This window comes from Falsibacillus pallidus, from assembly GCF_050990905.1.
Taxonomy (GTDB): Bacteria; Bacillota; Bacilli; order Bacillales; family DSM-25281; genus Falsibacillus; species Falsibacillus pallidus_A.
This window is the reverse complement of record NZ_CP158866.1, coordinates 1,263,158-1,282,418: the sequence shown is the minus strand read 5'-3', so window position 1 is coordinate 1,282,418 and position 19,261 is coordinate 1,263,158. Positions and strand designations below refer to the sequence as shown.

18 protein-coding genes are annotated in these 19,261 nt (G+C 40.6%); 7 read left to right on the top strand and 11 right to left on the bottom strand.

What is annotated here, in order from left to right:
• Window positions 1-15: 15 nt before the first annotated feature.
• Together ABTV07_RS06840 and ABTV07_RS06835 are read right to left on the bottom strand one after the other, a co-directional pair.
• Window positions 16-1,110, bottom strand: a complete 1,095-nt coding sequence (locus ABTV07_RS06840; RefSeq protein ID WP_433749112.1) for an SDR family oxidoreductase — start codon at window positions 1,108-1,110, stop codon at window positions 16-18.
• Between the two features lie 95 nt (window positions 1,111-1,205).
• Complete coding sequence (locus ABTV07_RS06835) at window positions 1,206-4,277, bottom strand: efflux RND transporter permease subunit (protein WP_433749109.1); 3,072 nt, start codon at window positions 4,275-4,277, stop codon at window positions 1,206-1,208.
• A 180-nt stretch (window positions 4,278-4,457) separates the two neighbouring features.
• On the opposite strand from ABTV07_RS06835, the gene ABTV07_RS06830 reads away from it, so the two are divergent.
• Together ABTV07_RS06830 and ABTV07_RS06825 are read left to right on the top strand one after the other, a co-directional pair.
• Window positions 4,458-5,321, top strand: coding sequence for a hypothetical protein (locus ABTV07_RS06830; protein ID WP_433749106.1), 864 nt, complete (start codon window positions 4,458-4,460; stop codon window positions 5,319-5,321).
• A gap of 122 nt (window positions 5,322-5,443) precedes the next feature.
• Entirely contained in the window at window positions 5,444-6,772 is a 1,329-nt protein-coding gene (locus ABTV07_RS06825; RefSeq protein ID WP_433742493.1) for an IS3 family transposase, read from the top strand.
• A 65-nt stretch (window positions 6,773-6,837) separates the two neighbouring features.
• On the opposite strand, the gene ABTV07_RS06820 is transcribed toward ABTV07_RS06825, so the two are convergent.
• From ABTV07_RS06820 to ABTV07_RS06805, 4 genes are all read right to left on the bottom strand, one after another.
• Window positions 6,838-8,418 carry a peptide chain release factor 3 gene (locus ABTV07_RS06820; protein ID WP_433749103.1) on the bottom strand — a complete coding sequence of 527 codons (1,581 nt, stop codon included), beginning with the start codon at window positions 8,416-8,418 and terminating at the stop codon, window positions 6,838-6,840.
• A gap of 42 nt (window positions 8,419-8,460) precedes the next feature.
• On the bottom strand, window positions 8,461-8,700 hold the full coding sequence (locus ABTV07_RS06815; protein ID WP_433749100.1) for a YueH family protein: 240 nt from the start codon (window positions 8,698-8,700) through the stop codon (window positions 8,461-8,463).
• Between the two features lie 124 nt (window positions 8,701-8,824).
• Window positions 8,825-9,217 (bottom strand): Mov34/MPN/PAD-1 family protein, encoded by a 393-nt coding sequence (locus ABTV07_RS06810; protein ID WP_433749097.1) that lies wholly within the window; start codon window positions 9,215-9,217, stop codon window positions 8,825-8,827.
• A 16-nt stretch (window positions 9,218-9,233) separates the two neighbouring features.
• Entirely contained in the window at window positions 9,234-10,253 is a 1,020-nt protein-coding gene (locus tag ABTV07_RS06805; RefSeq protein ID WP_433749095.1) for a hypothetical protein, read from the bottom strand.
• Window positions 10,254-10,490: 237 nt separating this feature from the next.
• Between ABTV07_RS06805 and ABTV07_RS06800 the strand changes: the two genes are divergently transcribed.
• The 3 genes from ABTV07_RS06800 to ABTV07_RS06790 all read left to right on the top strand — a co-directional run bounded on the left by ABTV07_RS06800 (window position 10,491) and on the right by ABTV07_RS06790 (window position 12,144).
• On the top strand, window positions 10,491-11,189 hold the full coding sequence (locus tag ABTV07_RS06800) for a hypothetical protein (RefSeq protein WP_433749092.1): 699 nt from the start codon (window positions 10,491-10,493) through the stop codon (window positions 11,187-11,189).
• 80 nt (window positions 11,190-11,269) lie between these two features.
• The gene (locus tag ABTV07_RS06795; RefSeq protein WP_433749089.1) at window positions 11,270-11,809 is read left to right on the top strand and encodes a hypothetical protein; all 540 of its coding nucleotides are present in this window, start codon (window positions 11,270-11,272) and stop codon (window positions 11,807-11,809) included.
• 17 nt (window positions 11,810-11,826) lie between these two features.
• Entirely contained in the window at window positions 11,827-12,144 is a 318-nt protein-coding gene (locus tag ABTV07_RS06790) for a hypothetical protein (RefSeq protein WP_433749087.1), read from the top strand.
• A gap of 20 nt (window positions 12,145-12,164) precedes the next feature.
• Here ABTV07_RS06790 and ABTV07_RS06785 read toward each other — a convergent pair whose 3' ends face one another.
• Window positions 12,165-12,641: a glutathione peroxidase gene (locus ABTV07_RS06785; RefSeq protein WP_433751142.1), complete on the bottom strand. Its 477-nt coding sequence runs from the start codon at window positions 12,639-12,641 to the stop codon at window positions 12,165-12,167.
• Between the two features lie 147 nt (window positions 12,642-12,788).
• Between ABTV07_RS06785 and ABTV07_RS06780 the strand changes: the two genes are divergently transcribed.
• Entirely contained in the window at window positions 12,789-13,856 is a 1,068-nt protein-coding gene (locus ABTV07_RS06780) for an FUSC family protein (RefSeq protein ID WP_433749084.1), read from the top strand.
• Window positions 13,857-13,872: 16 nt separating this feature from the next.
• On the opposite strand, the gene ABTV07_RS06775 is transcribed toward ABTV07_RS06780, so the two are convergent.
• The 3 genes from ABTV07_RS06775 to ABTV07_RS06765 form a co-directional block, all read right to left on the bottom strand.
• A complete protein-coding gene (locus ABTV07_RS06775; protein WP_433749081.1) occupies window positions 13,873-14,955 on the bottom strand; it encodes a GGDEF domain-containing protein in 1,083 nt (360 codons plus the stop codon).
• A gap of 81 nt (window positions 14,956-15,036) precedes the next feature.
• Window positions 15,037-15,501: a hypothetical protein gene (locus ABTV07_RS06770; RefSeq protein WP_433749078.1), complete on the bottom strand. Its 465-nt coding sequence runs from the start codon at window positions 15,499-15,501 to the stop codon at window positions 15,037-15,039.
• Between the two features lie 13 nt (window positions 15,502-15,514).
• Window positions 15,515-16,573, bottom strand: coding sequence for a M42 family metallopeptidase (locus ABTV07_RS06765; protein WP_433749075.1), 1,059 nt, complete (start codon window positions 16,571-16,573; stop codon window positions 15,515-15,517).
• A 300-nt stretch (window positions 16,574-16,873) separates the two neighbouring features.
• Here ABTV07_RS06765 and ABTV07_RS06760 point away from each other — a divergent pair, with 300 nt between their 5' ends.
• Window positions 16,874-17,314: an SACOL1771 family peroxiredoxin gene (locus tag ABTV07_RS06760; protein ID WP_433749072.1), complete on the top strand. Its 441-nt coding sequence runs from the start codon at window positions 16,874-16,876 to the stop codon at window positions 17,312-17,314.
• Window positions 17,315-17,365: 51 nt separating this feature from the next.
• Here the strand turns inward: ABTV07_RS06760 and ABTV07_RS06755 are convergent, their stop codons facing one another.
• A complete protein-coding gene (locus ABTV07_RS06755) occupies window positions 17,366-19,228 on the bottom strand; it encodes a motility associated factor glycosyltransferase family protein (RefSeq protein ID WP_433749069.1) in 1,863 nt (620 codons plus the stop codon).
• Window positions 19,229-19,261 lie beyond the last annotated feature (33 nt).

Here is a 19,261-nt window from a genome sequence, read left to right as displayed (position 1 = left end):
TGTATTACCTGCCCCTCATTGAATCTTAATATGGTAATTTTGATTGTCTTTATTTTTCTTATAAAATTGCACCATGCTGGGCAGCCCCTCCAAAAAGTCCGGACACTCAATCCCGGACCCTTTCAAATCCCGTTTCGCTTGGCTGCAGTCAAAATGGCCATCCCATACAAAATAATCCAATGCTTCTTTTTCTACCCCGAGGATTCGTCTTAAGGATGGTTTGGTTAAGAAGTAGGCAATGACATCTTTTGAGATGGAGCCTAATGGCTTCTTTCCTACGAGCTGACTCATCATTTCCGCATAAATGGTGCTGACTTTATACGGGGAAGGATCTGTAATATGATACGTTTTGTTTACCCCAATCGGATGATGGCCCAGGTAAAGTACCGCTTTGATAACATAATCGACAGGAACCAGATTCACTTCTGCATTGCTGCCTTTAATGGCAGGCAAGAAAGGCAGGTATCTAAGACGATGCAGCATATTCATGATAAAATAAGGTCCATCGAATTTCACGGTTTCTCCTGTCTTGGAATCCCCTTTTACAATCCCTGGACGGATGATGGTCACAGGGACTTCCCTTTTTAATTGTTCAACAAGGATTTCTGCTTCAAATTTGGTCTCTTCATAATAATTATGAAATTCTTTCGGCCTGATGAGTTCATCTTCTTTCAAGATGCCCGTTCGATCTCCGGCAACGTATGCGGTACTAAAATATACGTATCTCTTAAGACGTGTGCAGTTTTTTACGAATTCGTTGACATTTCTTGTGCCTTCCACGTTAACTTTTTGGGCGATGTCCTTTGGTACGGCTAAGTCGTATATGGCTGCAAGGTGCCATATATAATCTACCCTCTCAGCGAGATGGGCCCAATCCGAATCATCCACCCCGATATTATTTTTTGTAATATCCCCTGGAACAAGATTCAGCTGGTCCTTATGAATCGCGGTCTTTGCTATGATTCTGGCAATTTCTGCTTCAGCTTTTTGTTTCATGGAAGGAACGTATAGCAAATGAATGATTGCTTCCGGATGCTGCTCCAGAATGCCTTCAATTAATTTCCCGCTCAAAAAACCAGGAAAACCTGTAATGAAATAATTCTCCCCCATCAGGCACACTCCCTTTTCCCTATTTACTTTCTATACCCATTATAGTATGAAATTTCAGAAAAAAAAGAGAAAAGTCAGCTGTATTGGACATACAGCTAACTTTGTTTTTGTTTTTTTCTTGTAGCCGGATCGAAATAGCTATAGATCACCGGGATGACAAATAGTGTAAGGAATGTGGAACTGACCAGTCCTCCTATTACGGTAATGGCCATCGGCTGATTGATTTCCGTCCCTTCACCCAATCCTATTGCTAATGGAATCAACCCTAAAATAGTGGTTAAAGCTGTCATGAGGATCGGTCTGGTCCGATCTTTCACTGATTGAATGATAGCTTCCAGGCTATGGATTCCATCTGCTTTTCTTTGATTGATATACTCAACAAGAACAATGGCATTATTCACCACAATTCCTGCCAGGATGATTATCCCGATAATGGAAGACACACTGATCGGGGTTTGAGTTGCATAAAGGGCAGCCCCTATTCCGATGACCATCAGTGGGACACTGAACATAATGACAAATGGATACTTGAATGATTCAAACTGGGCGGCCATGACCATATAAACCAATATGATCGCAAGCCCAATCGCCATCAGCATGTCGTCGATTGAATCATTCAATAGTTCACGATCCCCGCCGAATGTGATTTCCGTATCATCCGGGAGATTCAGTCTGGAGATTTCTTCATCTACTTTAGCAGAAATGGTGCTTAAGTTTTCCCCTTCCTTATATTTAAGGGTAAATTGAACTGCTTTCTGGCCATCTATTCTTTCTATTTTTACAGGTCCATTCCCAATGGAAAAATCGGCTAAATCCTTCAAGGCAATGAATTGGCCATCCGGTTTGCGGATTTTCATCTCTTTTAAGTTCTCCAGGGTCCGGGTATCATCTGACTGAAAGCGGACAAATACACCAAGCACCTGATCGGAATTTTTAGAAAGAACTTGTGCTGCCTGGACACCTCTCGTTATTTCTGTTGCGGTTTTGGCAATTTGGGCAGGTGCCATCCCTGCTTCCATTGCTTTTTCCCTGTTTATTTCTAACTGAACTTCCTTAACGAGGTCCATTTGGTCTGTCGATAGTTCTGAAACGCCGTCAAGCTTCTTCAGCCCTTTTGATATTTTTTTTACTGATTGGTCCAGTTTACCTGCATCAGGGTTTTGCACACTGAATGTCAATGTTTGAGGGCTGCTTCCTGATGTGGTTTGAAGATTATATGTCAATACAGCAGTTTCATCCACTTTAGATGCTGCCTTCTCAAGCTTTTGTTGATAGGAATCCACTAAATGAAAAATGGACTGACTCCTCTTTGAGCTCGGCTTTAATTTAACATTGATTTCCGCTTCACTCGTGTTGCCGGTCCCCCTGAACGTATCTTCTTGCGTAGAACCAATGAGGCTCGAAACCACTTCAACATCCTTTTCCTTCATGAGCTCTTTCTCTATTGCAGCAGCCACTTTCTGAGTACGTTCCAGCGAAGCCCCATTTTCCAGCTTTACTTTTAAGGTAAACGTCCCTTCATCGGTCGGCGGCAAAAATTCCATCCCCACTCTGCTGATTCCAAAAGAACCAAGCACAAACAGAATAAGGGTCACTGCCAATATGGTTTTTCGATGATTTAATGTCCAGCGGATGGAACGATCGACAACGTTCATCCATTTACTTCGACTTCTCCCTTCAACCCTTTTCACACTTTGCGGCTTAAGCCATCTGCTTGCCATCATGGGGATGACAGTAAGGGCCACAATCAATGAGGCAAAAAGGCTGAAAGATATGGTCAAAGCAAATTGAGTAAAAAGCTGTCCGATTAATCCTGTGATGAAAACCACCGGCAAAAATACCGCAACGGTTGTCAAGGTGGATGCGGTAATGGCTCCTCCCACCTCTTTTGCTCCATCAATCGCAGCCGTTTTCGGATCTTTCCCAAAAGAGAGATGACGGTAGATATTCTCAATCACCACTATCGCATTATCCACCAGCATCCCGATGCCAAGTGCTAAAGCTCCAAGTGTCATGATATTCAATGTGAAATGTGAAAAGTACATCAATACAAAGGTCACAATGACTGAATAAGGTATAGCGATTCCAATAATGAGCGGACTTCTTATATTCCGTAAAAAGACAAATAGCACCAGCATAGAAAAAATGCCGCCAACCAGGAGAGAATTGGTGATGCTTCCTATGGCTTGTCGAATGTAATCTCCCTGGTCAAAAAGGATATCTGCCTTAATTCCCTTAAAATCATTTTTCTTTAATAGTTGAGTTAAGTATTCTTGAAACCTTTTGGAAACTTCAGCCGTGTTGGCATCTGATTCCTGCAGGACGCTAAGTAGAATAGACGGTGATTGATTGGTCCGCGTGATCATCTGTTCTTTTGGTTCAGCGAGCCTGACATCCGCCACATCGGCTATTTTTACTTTTTCTCCTGTCAATGGGTCGATGGTCAAAACCAGTCCCTTTATTTCCTCTGGATCATGAAGTGCGCTGATCACCCTTGTCGTCAATTCTTTCCCTTGAGCCTCGACTGTATCTCCAGGCAAGGAGATATTATTGGAACGAATAATATTCACAATATCAGATTGACTAAGTTTGTACTGCTGCAGTTTGTCCTGATCAATAACTACATTGATCTGCTGGACGAGCTGCCCCGAAAGGCTGACATTTGCAACACCATCCATGCGTGTGAGTTCCAGTTTCAGTTTTTCAGCTAAGCGCTTTAATTTTTTTTCATCCTTTTCTCCGCTTAAAGACAGCTGGATGATTGGAAATTGAGATGGGTCAAATTTCAAAAAGGATGGTTGATTGGCTTCATCCGGGAGCGGTATTCCGTTAATTCTTTGAAGGATTTCGTTCTCAACCTGATCAATGGAAGTGCTCCAGGAAAATTCCAATATAATAAGATTCGTTCCTTCTTGCGAAGTGGATTGTACTTTTTTGATCCCCGGGAGAGTGGACAGACTCTGCTCCAATGGCTTAGAAACCTTTTCCTCCACTTCTTTTGGGCTTGCGCCGGGGTAAGTCGTCACAACAACACCGACAGGAGGATTGATATCAGGAATAAGCTTTAATGGAATTTTTAACAGTGAAACTGTACCAAGTAAAAGGATTAATACAATGGTTACGGTAGTAAATACAGGTCTTTTAATTGAAAAATCGCTTATTTTCAAAGTTCCATCCCTTTTCTAGTGTTGTGATTAAAACGATCGATTAATTTTTATTTGGAAAAATATTCTCATATACTATAATGCATAGCACTTTATCATTCAACTTATGGATGTGCCAGCCTCTCATAAAATTGGTAAATCAGGCAATGCTATGATTAATCATTTCTTTCAGAGGAGCTGCACATGCAAAACTGGCTATGGTTCTTGTTGTTGACTATCCTGAGTCTTAGTTTATTCTTTTATAATTATCATAAGATTAAGAGCCCCCATGTCCTCCTTTTTTGGCTGTTCATTTCTGGATTAAGCTATTTATTGGAACTCATCATTTTTGTTGTATTTGATAGCTACTCTTATCACCCTCATGTATTTGCTGATTCATTTAATGACAGTGTTTTAGGGGCGATCACTTCACAGGCCTTTTCCGTCCCTATCGCTTTAACGTTCATTTCAAGCAGTGATTATAGACTAAGATGGAAAGCGGGCCTTGTTGTTGTCTTTTTTCTCATCGAGCAATTCTTCCTTTATTTAGGGGTTTATCAGCATTTTTGGTGGCGCACGTGGTATACAGCCATCATTTTAACGATTGCCATCCCTTTAGGACGCAAGTGGTATATTTCACTTGAACAGGCAAGGAGCCCCAGGCTGTACTTTATCACCTTGTTTTTTGTGATTTATACAATATTGGCTTCACTGGTCTGGGGTTTGTCCTCCATATTGAACTTGCTGACCATGCATCCGGGATGGTTTGATGAGACATCACGGGACAATGTGTTTGGCTTCAGCATTTATTTATGGATTGCAGCTGCTTTCTATACATGCGTCATTTTTTATCAATATGGAAATATAATGCTGATGGTCGGCACAGCATTGTTTCTATTCTTGATGGAAAGAACGATGACTTCAACGGGACTATTAATTTTTCATCCACAATGGCTGATTTACTTAACCCCTTTTGTTCATGTCATCAATATGCGGCTCATGGGAGGGATCTATAAGAAATACTTTCCTTCATTCGCTTTTTGGCATTTCAAAAATTCTTCTGTATAAAAAGAGAGAGAGGCTGCAGTAAAATGGTACCTGTAGGTAGGACACTCAAAAAAAAGAGTGTTCAGCCTACAGGTATTTTTTATATACTTTAATTTCAGAACATGGGGATTAGGAGACAACATATGAGTAAAATTACTTTTTCATCTAAAGAGATAAAAACACTTCAAAAAAATCCGAATGTACAACAGGTCAGCGAAAAGTCTATTACCTATACAGAGGAATTTAAAAGTAGATTTATTGATGAATATCAGGCTGGCAAACTTCCTCGCCAGATCTTTGAGGAGAATGGATTTAATGCGGAGGTCATTGGAATAAAACGAATTGAACAGTCAGCCCATAGGTGGAAGAAAGCTTATGAAAAAAATGGTTTGATTGGACTGACAGATTCAAGGAAAAATGCGTCCGGTCGTCCCTTACAACGAGAACTCACTCCTTCAGAAGTAATCGAAAGACAAAAGGCTAGAATTGAATTGTTGGAAGGACAGGTAGAGTTGTTAAAAAAGCTAGAAACGACAGAAAGGAGGCTGCAAGAGGCAAACGAAAACCTACATCCAAATAAGGCTTATCAATTGATTCAGGAGACCATTGAACAAAATGGATTTAGGGGGATGACCAAGTATCTCTGTAGTCTATTAGAGGTTTCGCGTTCTGGTTATTATAGCTACCTGAATGCTTCCTCTGTCCGGGAGGCAAGGGAGAAACTGGACCTTGAAGCCAAGGAACTCATATTAAAGGCCTTTAACCGGCGTGGATATAAGAAAGGCGCACGCTCCATTAAAATGATTTTAGAGAATGAGTATGGCATTATCTTCAGCCGTAGAAAGATCCGGAGAATCATGAGGAAATATGACATCGTCTGTCCTCATCGAAAGCCAAATCCTTATAAAAAAATCGCTAAAGCAACGAAGGAGCATCAGGTTGTCCCGAACCAATTAAACCGGGACTTCAAACAGGGGATCCCTGGGAAAGTGTTACTGACGGATATCACTTACTTGCCATATAACGGTAATAGTATGGCCTATTTGTCGACCGTGAAAGATGCCTGTACTAATGAAATTCTGGCTTACCATATATCTGACCGGATTACCATGGACATTGCGACAAGGACGCTCCATAAATTGAAGAACAATAAGAAAGTTACGCTTCATGAAGACGCCTTTATCCACTCGGACCAAGGAAGTCACTACACAAGCCCCCGATACCAAAAGTTATTAAAGAAATACGGCTTGGGTCAGTCCATGTCACGTAGAGGCAACTGTTGGGACAATGCCCCACAGGAATCCTTCTTTGGCCACATGAAGGATGAAGTGGATTATAAAACAGCAAAAACGTTGAAAGAATTGAAATCAAGAATAGATCATTACATGGTTTACTATAACAATTACCGTTATCAGTGGAATTTAAAAAAGATGACCCCTATTCAATATAGGAATCATCTTCAAGCTGCTTAACCTCTTTTTTTATTGTGTCCTTGACAGGGGTACCATTTTACAGTGCAGCCCCTCTCTCTTTTTTATTAATCAGTTGTTTCCATAGGATTGATCAGTTTGACATCCGGATTTTTATCCTGGAACCATCTGAGGGCAAAATCATTTTCAAACAGGAATAATTTCCTGTCAAAACGATCTTTGACCAATAGGCTCCTTGAACTGGAAAGGGATTCATTTATCTGTTCATCTTCGATCCATCTTGCAACCTTTGATCCCATAGATTCCATATTGACCTCTGCATTATATTCATTTTTCAGCCTGTGCTCAAAAACTTCGAACTGCAAATGGCCGACAGCTCCGAGGATATAATCTTCGGTATGAAGTGTTTTATATAATTGGATGGCCCCTTCTTGAACCAGCTGGTGGATTCCCTTATGGAACTGCTTTTGCTTCATGACGTTCTTCGCTGTGACTTTAACGAACAATTCAGGTGTAAATTGAGGCAGTTTTTCAAACTGAATTGCTCTCTTCCCTGATGTGATTGTATCGCCAATCTGATAGATGCCCGAATCATAAAGCCCGAGAATATCCCCGCTCACTGCTTCATTGACCGTACTTCGGTCATCTGCAAGGAATTGGGTGGACTGGGACAACTTCATTGATTTTCCGGTTCTTGATAACGTCACATTCATTCCTCGCTCAAATTGTCCGGAACAAATTCTCACAAATGCGATCCTGTCACGGTGAGCAGGATTCATATTGGCCTGTATCTTGAAGACAAAGCCCGAAAAGTCTTCTGCATCCGGCTGAATTTCCCCTTCATTGGACATCCTTGGCTGTGGTGATGGAGCGAATTTCAAGTACGTCTCCAAAAATGTCTGCACGCCAAAATTAGTCAAGGCACTGCCAAAGAATACAGGTGTCAATGATCCATCGGCAATCTTTTCTTCGGAAAAATCATTCCCTGCTTCATTCAATAGAAGGACTTCCTCCAATGCCTGTTCATAAATGGACGATTGCTTCATGGAATTCTCTACCGCCAATTCCCCGTCTTCATTAAGTGGAAGGAAACGCTGGTCTTCGTCCGTCCGGAATTGTTCGATGCGGTTGTAGAAACGGTCATAGATGCCAAGGAACTCTTTCCCCATCCCAATTGGCCAGTTCATTGGATAGGATTCGATTCCTAATACTTCCTCGAGTTCGGATAGGAGTTCAAGCGGCATTTTTCCCTGTCGGTCCATTTTATTGATGAAAGTGAAAATCGGAATTCCGCGCATACGGCAGACTTTAAATAATTTAATGGTCTGGTCCTCTATCCCCTTGGCGGAATCGATGATCATGACAGCAGAATCCACCGCCATCAGTGTTCGGTACGTATCTTCACTGAAGTCTTGATGTCCAGGTGTATCAAGAATATTTACCCGATACCCATCGTATTCGAATTGCATGACCGAAGATGTGACCGAGATGCCCCTTTGCTTTTCGATTTCCATCCAGTCGGAGGTGGCAAATTTTCCTGTTTTCTTTCCTTTGACGGTACCTGCTGCCCGAATAGCGCCTCCGAATAAAAGGAGCTGTTCTGTCAGGGTTGTTTTCCCGGCATCCGGGTGGGAGATAATTGCAAATGTTTTCCTTGAATTTACTTCATCTTTAAAGTTTTTTGTCATTGATGTGTTCCTTTCTTGTCCATATGGAATCTTTAGTGGACTCTACATTTCACGCGTCCAATTATATATTCTTAATGAAAGTAATTCGGCTTCTGCCCCGTCCAATTTGGATGTCAACCCTTTTTGCATCTTTTTCAAGAGCTCAGCCTTTTCTTCTTCATATGTAAAAAACACGGACCATTCTAGATCAGGAATGGCTGTCATGAAGGATTCTTCCTTTTTATTCTCATATATATATACTTTTGTCTCGCGATCTTCAATGTTTGTCTTTCTTATCTTCATCTTTTTTACCCCTTTTCAAACACAGAATACGGAAGTTCCATACCCGTTTTCCATCATACCAAATCTCGCATGTATTTGGACAGTCATCAAACAAAAAAGCTTCTTACCAATCAGCAGGAAGCTTTTAATCCATGATAATATAAGGAATTTCAAAATATTGCCCACCGGCAATCTGAAAAATCTTCAGCTGCGGTTTATCTTTTAATGAAAGTATCGCCATTTTCACTGATTCATCAGGATGGAAATGGATGTCTGCTTGTGATGGTATTGGATTCGAAGTAGGATGGCTGTGATATATCGCTATCAAATCATGGCCGATCTCATTCAAACGAATGAAAGCAGCCTGCACATTTTCTTCTTTCACATAGAATTGTCTGTTGGTTCCAGCTTCATTTTTCAATGGGATGACAGATAAAATCTCTGCCCCATTCCCACCCAATAATCCGCATGACTCCCTTGGCAAATCGTTTCCCGCATACATTACAAGGTGTTTGAATAGATCACTGGACATCTTCATGGTTTAAACAGCCGATTCACGGTTTCTTCTTCCAAAACAATGGAAAGAAGGACATAGAGCTCTCTTGTTCTTTCTGAGAAGAATCGGTTTTTTTTGTACTTTCCCCAGCGGATTTCTCCCTTACTTCTGGAGGGGATTGATTTTCAATGGGGGCGGGGACCGGAACATGCTCAACCTGCTCTTTTGTCTCGTTGGAAGTTTCAGGGGTGCTTTTATTCTTTACTGATTTTTCAAGTTTTTTTTTTAGCATATTGGGATGCGCCTGTTTTTTATTCATCGCTGTGTTTTTAGAGGCGCTTAATTTGTTTGGGTTATTTTGTTTTGGTGCATAAATACTTTCTGCTCTTTGGATATCCCTGAATGAGAATGAATTAGATCTTGGGGCTTGCATCGGATATGGCTGTGCATACTGTACCTGCTGCTGGTTCATATGTGTTGGATATCCATAATTTGATGAAGGTGCTTGAACAGGCGGGGAATAGGATGGCTGGTGTGATTGAGTCGCGGCCTTTTCGACGTAGTCTGTATTTACAGGTTGATTATTTATTGGAGCTTCATCTTTTTTCTCCATTATTTCAGATAACTTTTTCTGGATGTCTGCCAACACAGCATTATTCGTCTCCATCAGATTTTGGTATGCTTCTTTTTCCGGCTGCCCCTTATCTTGTTTCTGATCTTCAAAAGTATTGGCAATCCCCTGAATCTTCCCTGTCATTACAGAAAGCTGATTCTGAATTTGATTGACCATTCCTTTTAATTCATTCACTTCAATGGATACGGCTTCCACTTCTTTCTCAAGTCGGAGATTCTTGAGATTCAGTTCATAATAAAGCTTTTCATTATCGCTGCTCATTTTCTTCTTTTCCTCCTCCATTTGTTTCAGTTTCATCAAAAGGTGTTGATGCGACTCTTTAAGCACCAGATAGTCTTCAGTCAAATCATTTTCCTGAAAATCCTTAATGATTTTTTTATATTTTTTTTGTTCATTCAATAATTTGGCATAGGCATCTTTTGTCAGCTGATCTTCCCAGTCCAAATCCGCCCCCCCTAAAACTTAGGACTCCATCATTATATGTTGGTACACAGACAAGTGTGAGCGACATACTATATGACAAATGAAATCCTCACGTCGTGGATTCCTTTTGATATCTCATGAAAACAATGGGACAAATGCTTGTTTTTCACTAAAATACACGTTTATCCCAGTACGCATTTACCCTTAGTCTCATATTTTGTAACTGTAAATAAAAACTTTTAAAAGGTGGTAAAAAATATGCAAGCACAGCCATTGCGCGGAGCTCAAGAGCTTTTGTGTATCAATGCAGAAAAAGTTTATGATTGGGTCATTCTTCAATCCAGTGATTCTACAACTATCACACCAGGTGCATCAGGATTAACAGGCATCGGTCTTCCAGCAGGATTCAATCCTTGTGCCAGCGGTATTGAAGATCTTGCAGTATCCTGCATCCTTACAGATGCTTCCGGAAACCCTGTAGCTCTTTCTTCTCCAGATGCCGTGACATTTGAAGAAATCGGTACACGTACTTCCCAGCAATTCGTAGTTGACGGAGCGTTAGTTACACTTCAAGATGTTTCTTGGATCAAATCTGTATATGTCGTATTGGAATTCACTGGTGTATCCGGTGTCACTCCATTCATCATCACTAGCGATCCAATCCTTTTTGAAATCCCTGAATCAGCTTTCCTTTGTGCACCAGAAGGTACTGACCTTTTGATCAGATTGACTGACTTCAGCTGCCGCACTCGTGTGAACTGTACTGGAACTACGTTGACTAGCCTTGATATCTTCATCAACGTATGTCAATCTGTACAAACATTCGCCAACGTGACAATCGAGCTCGAAGCAGAGTTCTGCCAGCCGCGCGATATCATCAACGAGCAATGTCCAAACCCAGTCATCCCGCCACAATGTCCAGTTATCTTCCCTGCAAATGGGCCGGTAATGGGTTAATAATTGCCGATCTAAGGCATACACTTGAAGAGAGGGATTTCCCTCTCTTCTTCTCATTTTATAAAGAATGTGGTGATGTCATGAATGAAAAGTTGATCGAAGAAAAAATTGAGGAGCTGAGAAAGCAGACAAATCATTACATACAGTCCATCAAGAATGAATATAAAAAAACAGCAAAAGTTCCCCATTTTTCATTTGTCAGCTACTTCAGCCATTCTTTATCCATAGCCGATCAAAAGGATGACAATCATGTTTTAATCGGCAACTACACAGTCAAGAATACCGGAACCCTCCCCATCAAATCCCCTGTCATTTTTATCAGGATTCAATCAGAAGCAGAGTATTCTTTCTTTGGAAAGTTCAAGCAGGGGAATAAATCCCCCAATATCGCCATCCCTTGGGAAAGAATCGAGGTGGAGGGATCGAATCCCTTTAACGAATATTGGCTAAAGCCTGCCAGGGAAACAATTATTGGTGTAAATGAACAGGTTGTCTTTCAGAATTTCCAGCTCAAATGGAGTGCTTCCCAATCTTCCCAGCTCATTTTAGAAGGGTTTACGTATTGCAGTGAACAGAAAGAAGGGCAGCCTTCCTTAAATACAATCTCCATCAGAACGTAATAAACGAGGTGAGGAAATTGGACGGAAATATGGAAAAACTGATTGAACAGGCAGTTAAAAAATATGTGCAGAATTTCTTTCAAAATGAAGGCGACGGAAAAACAAACTTATATGAAGGCCAATCTGTCATTCATATCGATAATGGAAATTTACCTATCGTATTATTATATTTGTTTATGAACAGCCAAAAAAACAGCCCCCCATCCCCTTCAAATGCCCCCCCCTCTGATCTTTCAGGCATCCTGAAGTCCCTCGAACAATTTTCACTGGAGCAGAAGCAGCAGTTTGAAGGACTGTTGAGCGAAATAAGACAGAAAGAAAAGGATGGCTCCTGAATAAAGGAAGCCATCCTTTTTTAAAGCAATTTTTTTATATCATTTTCGATTTTTTCGGGCTTTGTCTGAGGTGCATATCTGTCGATTACTTGCCCCTCGCGATCTATAAGGAATTTTGTGAAATTCCATTTCACTTCTGACCCCATGATGCCTTTTTTCTCCTTTGTAAGGAACTTAAATAACGGGTGGGCATCTTGGCCTTTTACGTCGGTTTTCGAGAACATCGGGAAAGTCACTCCGAAATTCACTTTGCAGAATTCCATGATTTCATCATTATTTTCAAATTCCTGGTTCATGAACTGGTCGGAAGGAAAGCCTAAAATCTCAAATCCATCTTTTTGATACTTTTCATACAGCTGCTGCAGCCCGTCAAACTGTGGTGTAAATCCACATTTGCTCGCCGTATTCACGATCAGCAGAACTTTTCCTTTATAGTTTTCAAGTGAAACCGTTTCTCCATCGGGTTTTAACGCTGAATAAGTATATAGCTCCAATATATTCCACTCCTGTTTTCATGTATTTCCTTCCATTTTACACGACCGCAAAATATTATAGAAATTTTAATACTTTTCGATGTGTCATTGTTAAAGAATCTCATTACGTTATAATAGACTTGTAATCTATTTGAAAAGCAGGTAATGCATTTGAAGTATTTTGAACGATTAAAACAATGGAGAATAATCGGGGGAAGGACACTGAAGACTGGGATAGCGGTTTTCCTCACTTCCTTTCTATGCCACATGCTTCATTGGCCATCAGTCTTTGCGGTTGTGACCGCCATCGTGACGATTGAGCCAACTGCTTCTGATTCAATCAGAAAAGGCTTGGTAAGATTTCCCGCATCGGCCATTGGGGCCGCGTTTGCCATGATCCTGACTTCGTTTTTTGGAGATGAACCACTTACTTATGCATTTGCAGCCATTTTGACCATATCTTTTTGCCATCGATTTAAATTATATGATGGAATGGTGGTTGCCACATTGACCGCTGTAGCCATGATTCCTTCTACACATGATCACTTTTTAATTAATTTTTTTGTACGTTTAGGGACCACAACCATTGGATTGGCTGTCTCGACTTTGGTCAACCTGTTTATTTGGCCGCCTGACTATTCCACCACTATAAGGGAAAAGGTTATGAGTTTACACAATCATGCCGCTCAATTATTGGAGGCAAGAATATCAGAGCTTCTTCATTTTCAAAAATCGAATAGAAAAACAAAACAGCAGTTCAGGGATTTTGTCACCTTGATGAATCATGCTGATAAATTGTGCGAGTTTCAAAGAGAAGAATGGAAATTCCACCGAAATTCCAAACAAAGACTTCGGCAGCTTCATTATTTCCAAAAGAAATTACAGCTGCTAAGGCAGTTTGCCTATCATTTAGGAAATATGATGTACCTTTCCCCGTCTTCCTTATCGTGGAATGAGGAGGAGAAGAAAAAAATCTTGGAAGCAGCCAGTCTAATGGCATCTTTAATTCGGGATCCAAGTATCGAACATCGCAAGGAGCTCGCAATGCTCAAGGAAGAACTCCCTCCTTATCCCGTTTGGACCTCAGGAGTTTCTGAGGGGAATCATTCTTTTATGAACGATGAATCCATTATTCTATACGAATTATTATCCTTATTTGACATCATTGATGAACAGCGCCAGATTTACCGATTTGAAATTCGCAGGATGAAAATCGCCAAAAAAATGTTTTTAAAATAACACAAACCCTCTGTACTTAGATACAGAGGGTTTCCTTTTCTCCAATTTCCTCATTGGTATAAACCGTGCCATTTTCCAAAACTGCACAGTTCTTTCCGTTTCCTTTTGCTGCATATAATAAACGGTCTGCATTCGTAATGACCATTTCCGCGGATTCATTTTGCACACCGGAAGCCGCGCCAAGGCTCATGGTGACTGGTTCACTTTGGTGTGAATAATAGACATGATTGAGTCTTTGGAACAATTCATTAAAGAAACCCGCAAGATCCTCCAGGTTCTTTGAAAGGATGAAAGCAAATTCTTCCCCGCCATACCGGTAGGCTTTCCCGCCATGTTTTGGCAGTAATTCATTGAATACAATGCCTAGCCGCTGCAGCACTTCATCCCCTGTCGTATGTCCGTAGGAATCATTGATTTCTTTAAATCCATCAATATCAGCCAAAATGAGCGTATAGGATTCATCCCTTTCACAACACTGGCGGATGTTTTCCTGAAAACAGCGATGATTGTATAGGCCTGTTAAATAATCATGATTCAATAAGCCTTTTATTACTTCTTTTTCCCTAAGATGTGCACGTTCCCTTAATACAATCATGGATCCGAATAACCCAATGATCCATACAAAGATTAAGTTCATATAAAAGTAGACGCTGTTTGTAAAGTCTGCCTCATTAAAGGAGTAAAAAAAGATGGCATACCCTGCTGTCACAGCAGCTGAAGAAATGACAGCCCCTTTTGTCCTCCAATAAATTGTGGCATGCATAACCAATAAATAAGCGATTGGGAAAATCGGGCTCTTCATCCCGCCAGTCAACGTCATCAGCCAAAAAAAGGCAATATAATCAAATACAATCCCGCATTTAGTCAAAAGATTGAACTTTCCATGCGAATCTTTTACTTTTGCAAGAGCCATTTGAGCGATTGCCATATAGACAATCCCAAATAGGAAAAGGATGGGGAATGTGTCTTTATTGAACGACAGACTCTCTGCAAATGGCGGAACATAAAATAGAATGAAGGATATAATTAAAAATATCCAGCGCAGTGAGGAAAAGACTTTTTCGATTTCGTAATCACTTAAATATAAACTGAATTTCATTGCACTTACCCTTCTTTTCCTTTTGATAAGGCTCTTTTCTTAAAGTTTGGCTGCCGGAAAATCATTTGCTGGTATTCCCGTTTAAGCCGGCCAATGGTCCTTGATGAATTTTTTCATCTGATTTTTTTCTGTTAAAGAATAATGATCAAGCTGTTCCAAAGCATCGACCAAAGTTCTCCGGGGGATCCCTCCCAATTCCTCTGATCCTTCAGTTCGAATCTGCGCGGGGAATCTGTCTATGATAATTTGGTTCATCAAAGGGATGAATTCAAAAATCAACTGATCCCCTTCTTCCTCCATTGCCTTCTTAATGGATTCCCATCTGCAGGCGGGAGGAAGATAGGTTTTCCGATATAACCCGGGGTCTTCCAGGAGTCCGTCGACTTCCCTCTCACATATTCCCCTGACAAGGAAATCCATCCTGATCTCTTGTCTTTCTGTTCGAAAATCCTCATCCCATAACTTCAACATTAGAAGTTCGCAAAAAACCTTTACAGTCAGACCTTCATCATGGAGCCTTTTCCATAGTTCATGCAAATCCTGCATTTTAAAAGATCTCCTAGCGGTTTTCCGTCAATGAAGATTGAACGTAGGCTTTAAGAAGCTTTTCCGTATGAAATAAGGAAGACTTATGTGTCCGTTCAAAAGCATGTGAAGATTCGATGCCCGGTCCAATCAATCCATGGACAATATCATGCCCCGAACGAATGGCTGCAGAAGCATCCGATCCATAATAAGGATAGATATCCACTTTATATTCAACATCATTTGCTTTAGCCAATTCGATTAAATGCTTGCGCAGCCCATAATGATAAGGGCCTGAAGAGTCTTTTGCACAAATGGAAACGGTATACTCATCAGAACTTTGTCCGTCCCCGAGAGCTCCCATATCGACTGCTAAATATTCGACAGTTTCAGGGGTAATATTTGAATTCCCGCCATATCCAATCTCCTCATTATTTGAAATCAGAAAATGGGTTGTGTATGGAAGGGTCAACTTTTCTTTGCAAATGTGCTGGATCAATTTAATCAAAATGGCCACACTTGCTTTGTCATCCAAATGCCTTGATTTAATAAATCCGCTGTCTGTCATTTCAACTCTGGGATCGAATGATACAAAATCCCCTACTTCGATGCCAAGGTTTCTGACGTCTTCTGCGTTTGAGACTTTTTCATCGATTCTTACCTCGATATTATCCTCATTCCGTGGTGCATCCCCTGCATTTTTGTATACATGTACAGACGTCTGGTGCATTAATATCGTACCGGTATATACTTTGCCGCTATGGGTTTGAATCTCGCAATATTCACCTTCGACTGAATTCCAGCGGAACCCGCCGATCATGGAAAGTTTCAGCCTTCCACCAGGAGTGATGCTTTTTACCATTGCACCTAAAGTGTCGACATGAGCTGTCAACATACGGTGTTGAGCAGTATCTTGTCCGGGCAATGTGATAAGAAGGCCGCCTTTTCGATTTCGCTGCATTTTCAGTTCAAAGCCTGAAAGCTTTCCCTCAACGAATTCTATTATTTTGTCCGTATTACCAGATGGGCTTGGAATGGAAACAAGCTCCTTTATCAATTCCATTGTACTTACTGTATCAGGATATGTAGTCATAAAAGATGAATCCTCCTTCAATCATAAATCTATTATTCTATTAAGGGCTTTTGTTAGAAGTTTTTGCCTATTCTATGATTTTATCATAAAATATCAAGTACACTGCGGAAAGAGAGACTGAAAATGTCCCCATTTTTTAAGCGGGAGAATTTCGCTGCAGCTCTACTTAATTTATTCTTCATCTATGGGACATTTCCCTATCTTGCCCATTATTTTTTCATATTTTTTGGTTTTTTGATGAATATCTATCTTCTATTCTATACCATACAACTATGAAACCTAAAATAAGGAGTGACTGGAATGGCTGAACATATTTTCAAATTGCATGCAGCATGGCCGGGAGGAAGAAACAGCATCGGGGAAATTGAGGCAGGACAGCTTAAAACCAAAGTGTCCATCCCTCCTGAAATGGATGGTCCGGGGATTGGGACCAATCCGGACGAAATGCTCCTTGGAGCTGCTGCAACATGCTACATCATCACGCTGGCCGCTATGCTTGAACGTTCAAAAATCAGCACACTCAGCTTAGAAATGAATTCTGAAGGAATAGTGGCTGTCGAGAAAGGTGTCATCACCTATAAAAAAATTCAACATATGCCCGTTTTGACGATTCCTGAAAACACTTCACAGGAAACAATTGAAAAAATAAAACGATTGATAACCAAAGCTGAAGAAAGCTGCATGATTTCAAGAGCAGTAAAAGGAAATGTCGAAATAAGCGCAGCAGGAAAAATACTGTGATTGGGAATAAATGAATAATTCATAAAAAACTGAAGCGGGATATTACCCGGTTCAGTTTTTTAATTGAGATCCAATCTCTTTATGAGCGGCTGTCAGGTATCCATCAATCGCTTTTGCATCTTCATAGCATTTTTTGATATATTGTTCCATCGCTCCAATCATCTCGCTTCTTTGTTTATGGAACAATGTGATTTCTCTTGCCTTTTTCATTTTTTCTGCAAAGACCTCATACCCCAGCGGATTTAGAGAACTGGCTATTTCCTTATAAAAGTAGTTCTGCGTCCATCCTTTATACAATCCATTCAGTTTTTGAACAGCATGATTGATGCTTACTGCTGATTTCCTGGCTTCTACAAGTTTTTTTGCTTTTTCAATTCCTTTTAACAGTTCTCTTTCTTGATTGAAGAAATTTGTTTTTTCTTTCTCAAGCTTGGTGGAAGCCTCAATGAAAAACTCTTTTGAATAGCCTTCATCCTCTTCCGCTATCCATTCATCTGCTGCACATGGGTTCTTCAGCCTTGAGTGGATGACATCAATTAATTCGACAAATGAAGTTCCTTTTATTTTTGCACCGCCTTTTGTCGTATTGATTGTTTCATTTTGATTCATTTCGATATAGTTTTCCAAAAGGATTCTCATCTCATTTAAAGAAGCATCCGTCTCAATCCATTCACCGTTTACGTCCTCAACAGGAATATACTGTTTTTTTAATTCCTCTTCACTTAATTCAGCATCCCTCCAGTCATAGGAAATGCCCTTCGCATAATACTGCCCTTTTCTGAAAGCAAGGTTTTGCCCTGCCAATATAATAGGGGATGACCCCAGCTTCATCAGCATCTGATAGGCTACAATCGCAATGGAATACGCATCATTCACCGTTTCCGGGAGTGTCCCGTCTGTATTCTTGGCATAGAGGCGCGAAATGGGATCTCGTGTGTTAATCAATACATGGAACTTTTGACCTGGATAGTTTGTAAGAGTCTGATGGCAGATGCTTGAACCAAATATCATCGGTATTTCTTTTATCTCTCTTTCCACAATTTCCTTGAAGACATGCTGGTTTACACTTTGAGGTTCAAATGAACAGACAGCATCAGGGTATATACCTGCTTGAATAAGGGGCTTATTGGCGGAGCCAACTGCAAAAATATATGCCAGTCTGTTTTCTTTGATATACCTGAGATTTTCAAGTTCTTCATGCAATGATGGTCCGGCTGCCACTATAATCGCTGGCTTGTTTTGAAAATGTGACTTTTTTTTCAAAATGTTTGGTGTAGTGAATGTAGTTGGGAAATTGATGATGGAGTTCCGTATCCAATTCATTTGGTTATTCGCCAATGTCACCAGGTTCAATCGTTTTCTTTCAAAGGATGTCCTTAAAGCATCCAGGAAATCTGCGTAATCTTCAGGATAGAGCAGCTCGTAGCTCGGGAGGGGAATAACAGTTACCCTGCCGCTCAATTGGGAAGCCAAAGCATCTGCATGGGGGTGATTATCTTTCCCTATTTCTCCTAATATGAAGCCTCGGGCCCTTTCCATAAAAGAGATGGAACGTGATTGCAAAAGATGATGAAATATCTCCATAGAAGGTTCGTAAATAGAAAATGGTTGGTTTGGATATAATTCTATGAATTTCTCAATGTGATACCCTAGCCCCGTTCCAAAAAAAAGCACATGCGAATCCTCTTTGATCATGGCCTTTTGAGCTGCGATTACTTTTTCCGCTTCCTCTTCCAACTGATCGGGTCCCCCATGAATAAAGCCTGCATCTGTATCAGCTTCTTTTCTTAAATCAATGACTCTTCCATCCAGTTTGACCTGTTCGAAAACATTCTCCGGTTTGTATTCTTTCATCCTCTCATACACTTCTTTGTTGTTTGCCCTCAGGTAATTTAAATTATCAAATCGGTCCAAATGAATCCTCCTTCGCTTAGCTTAATCGGCGTA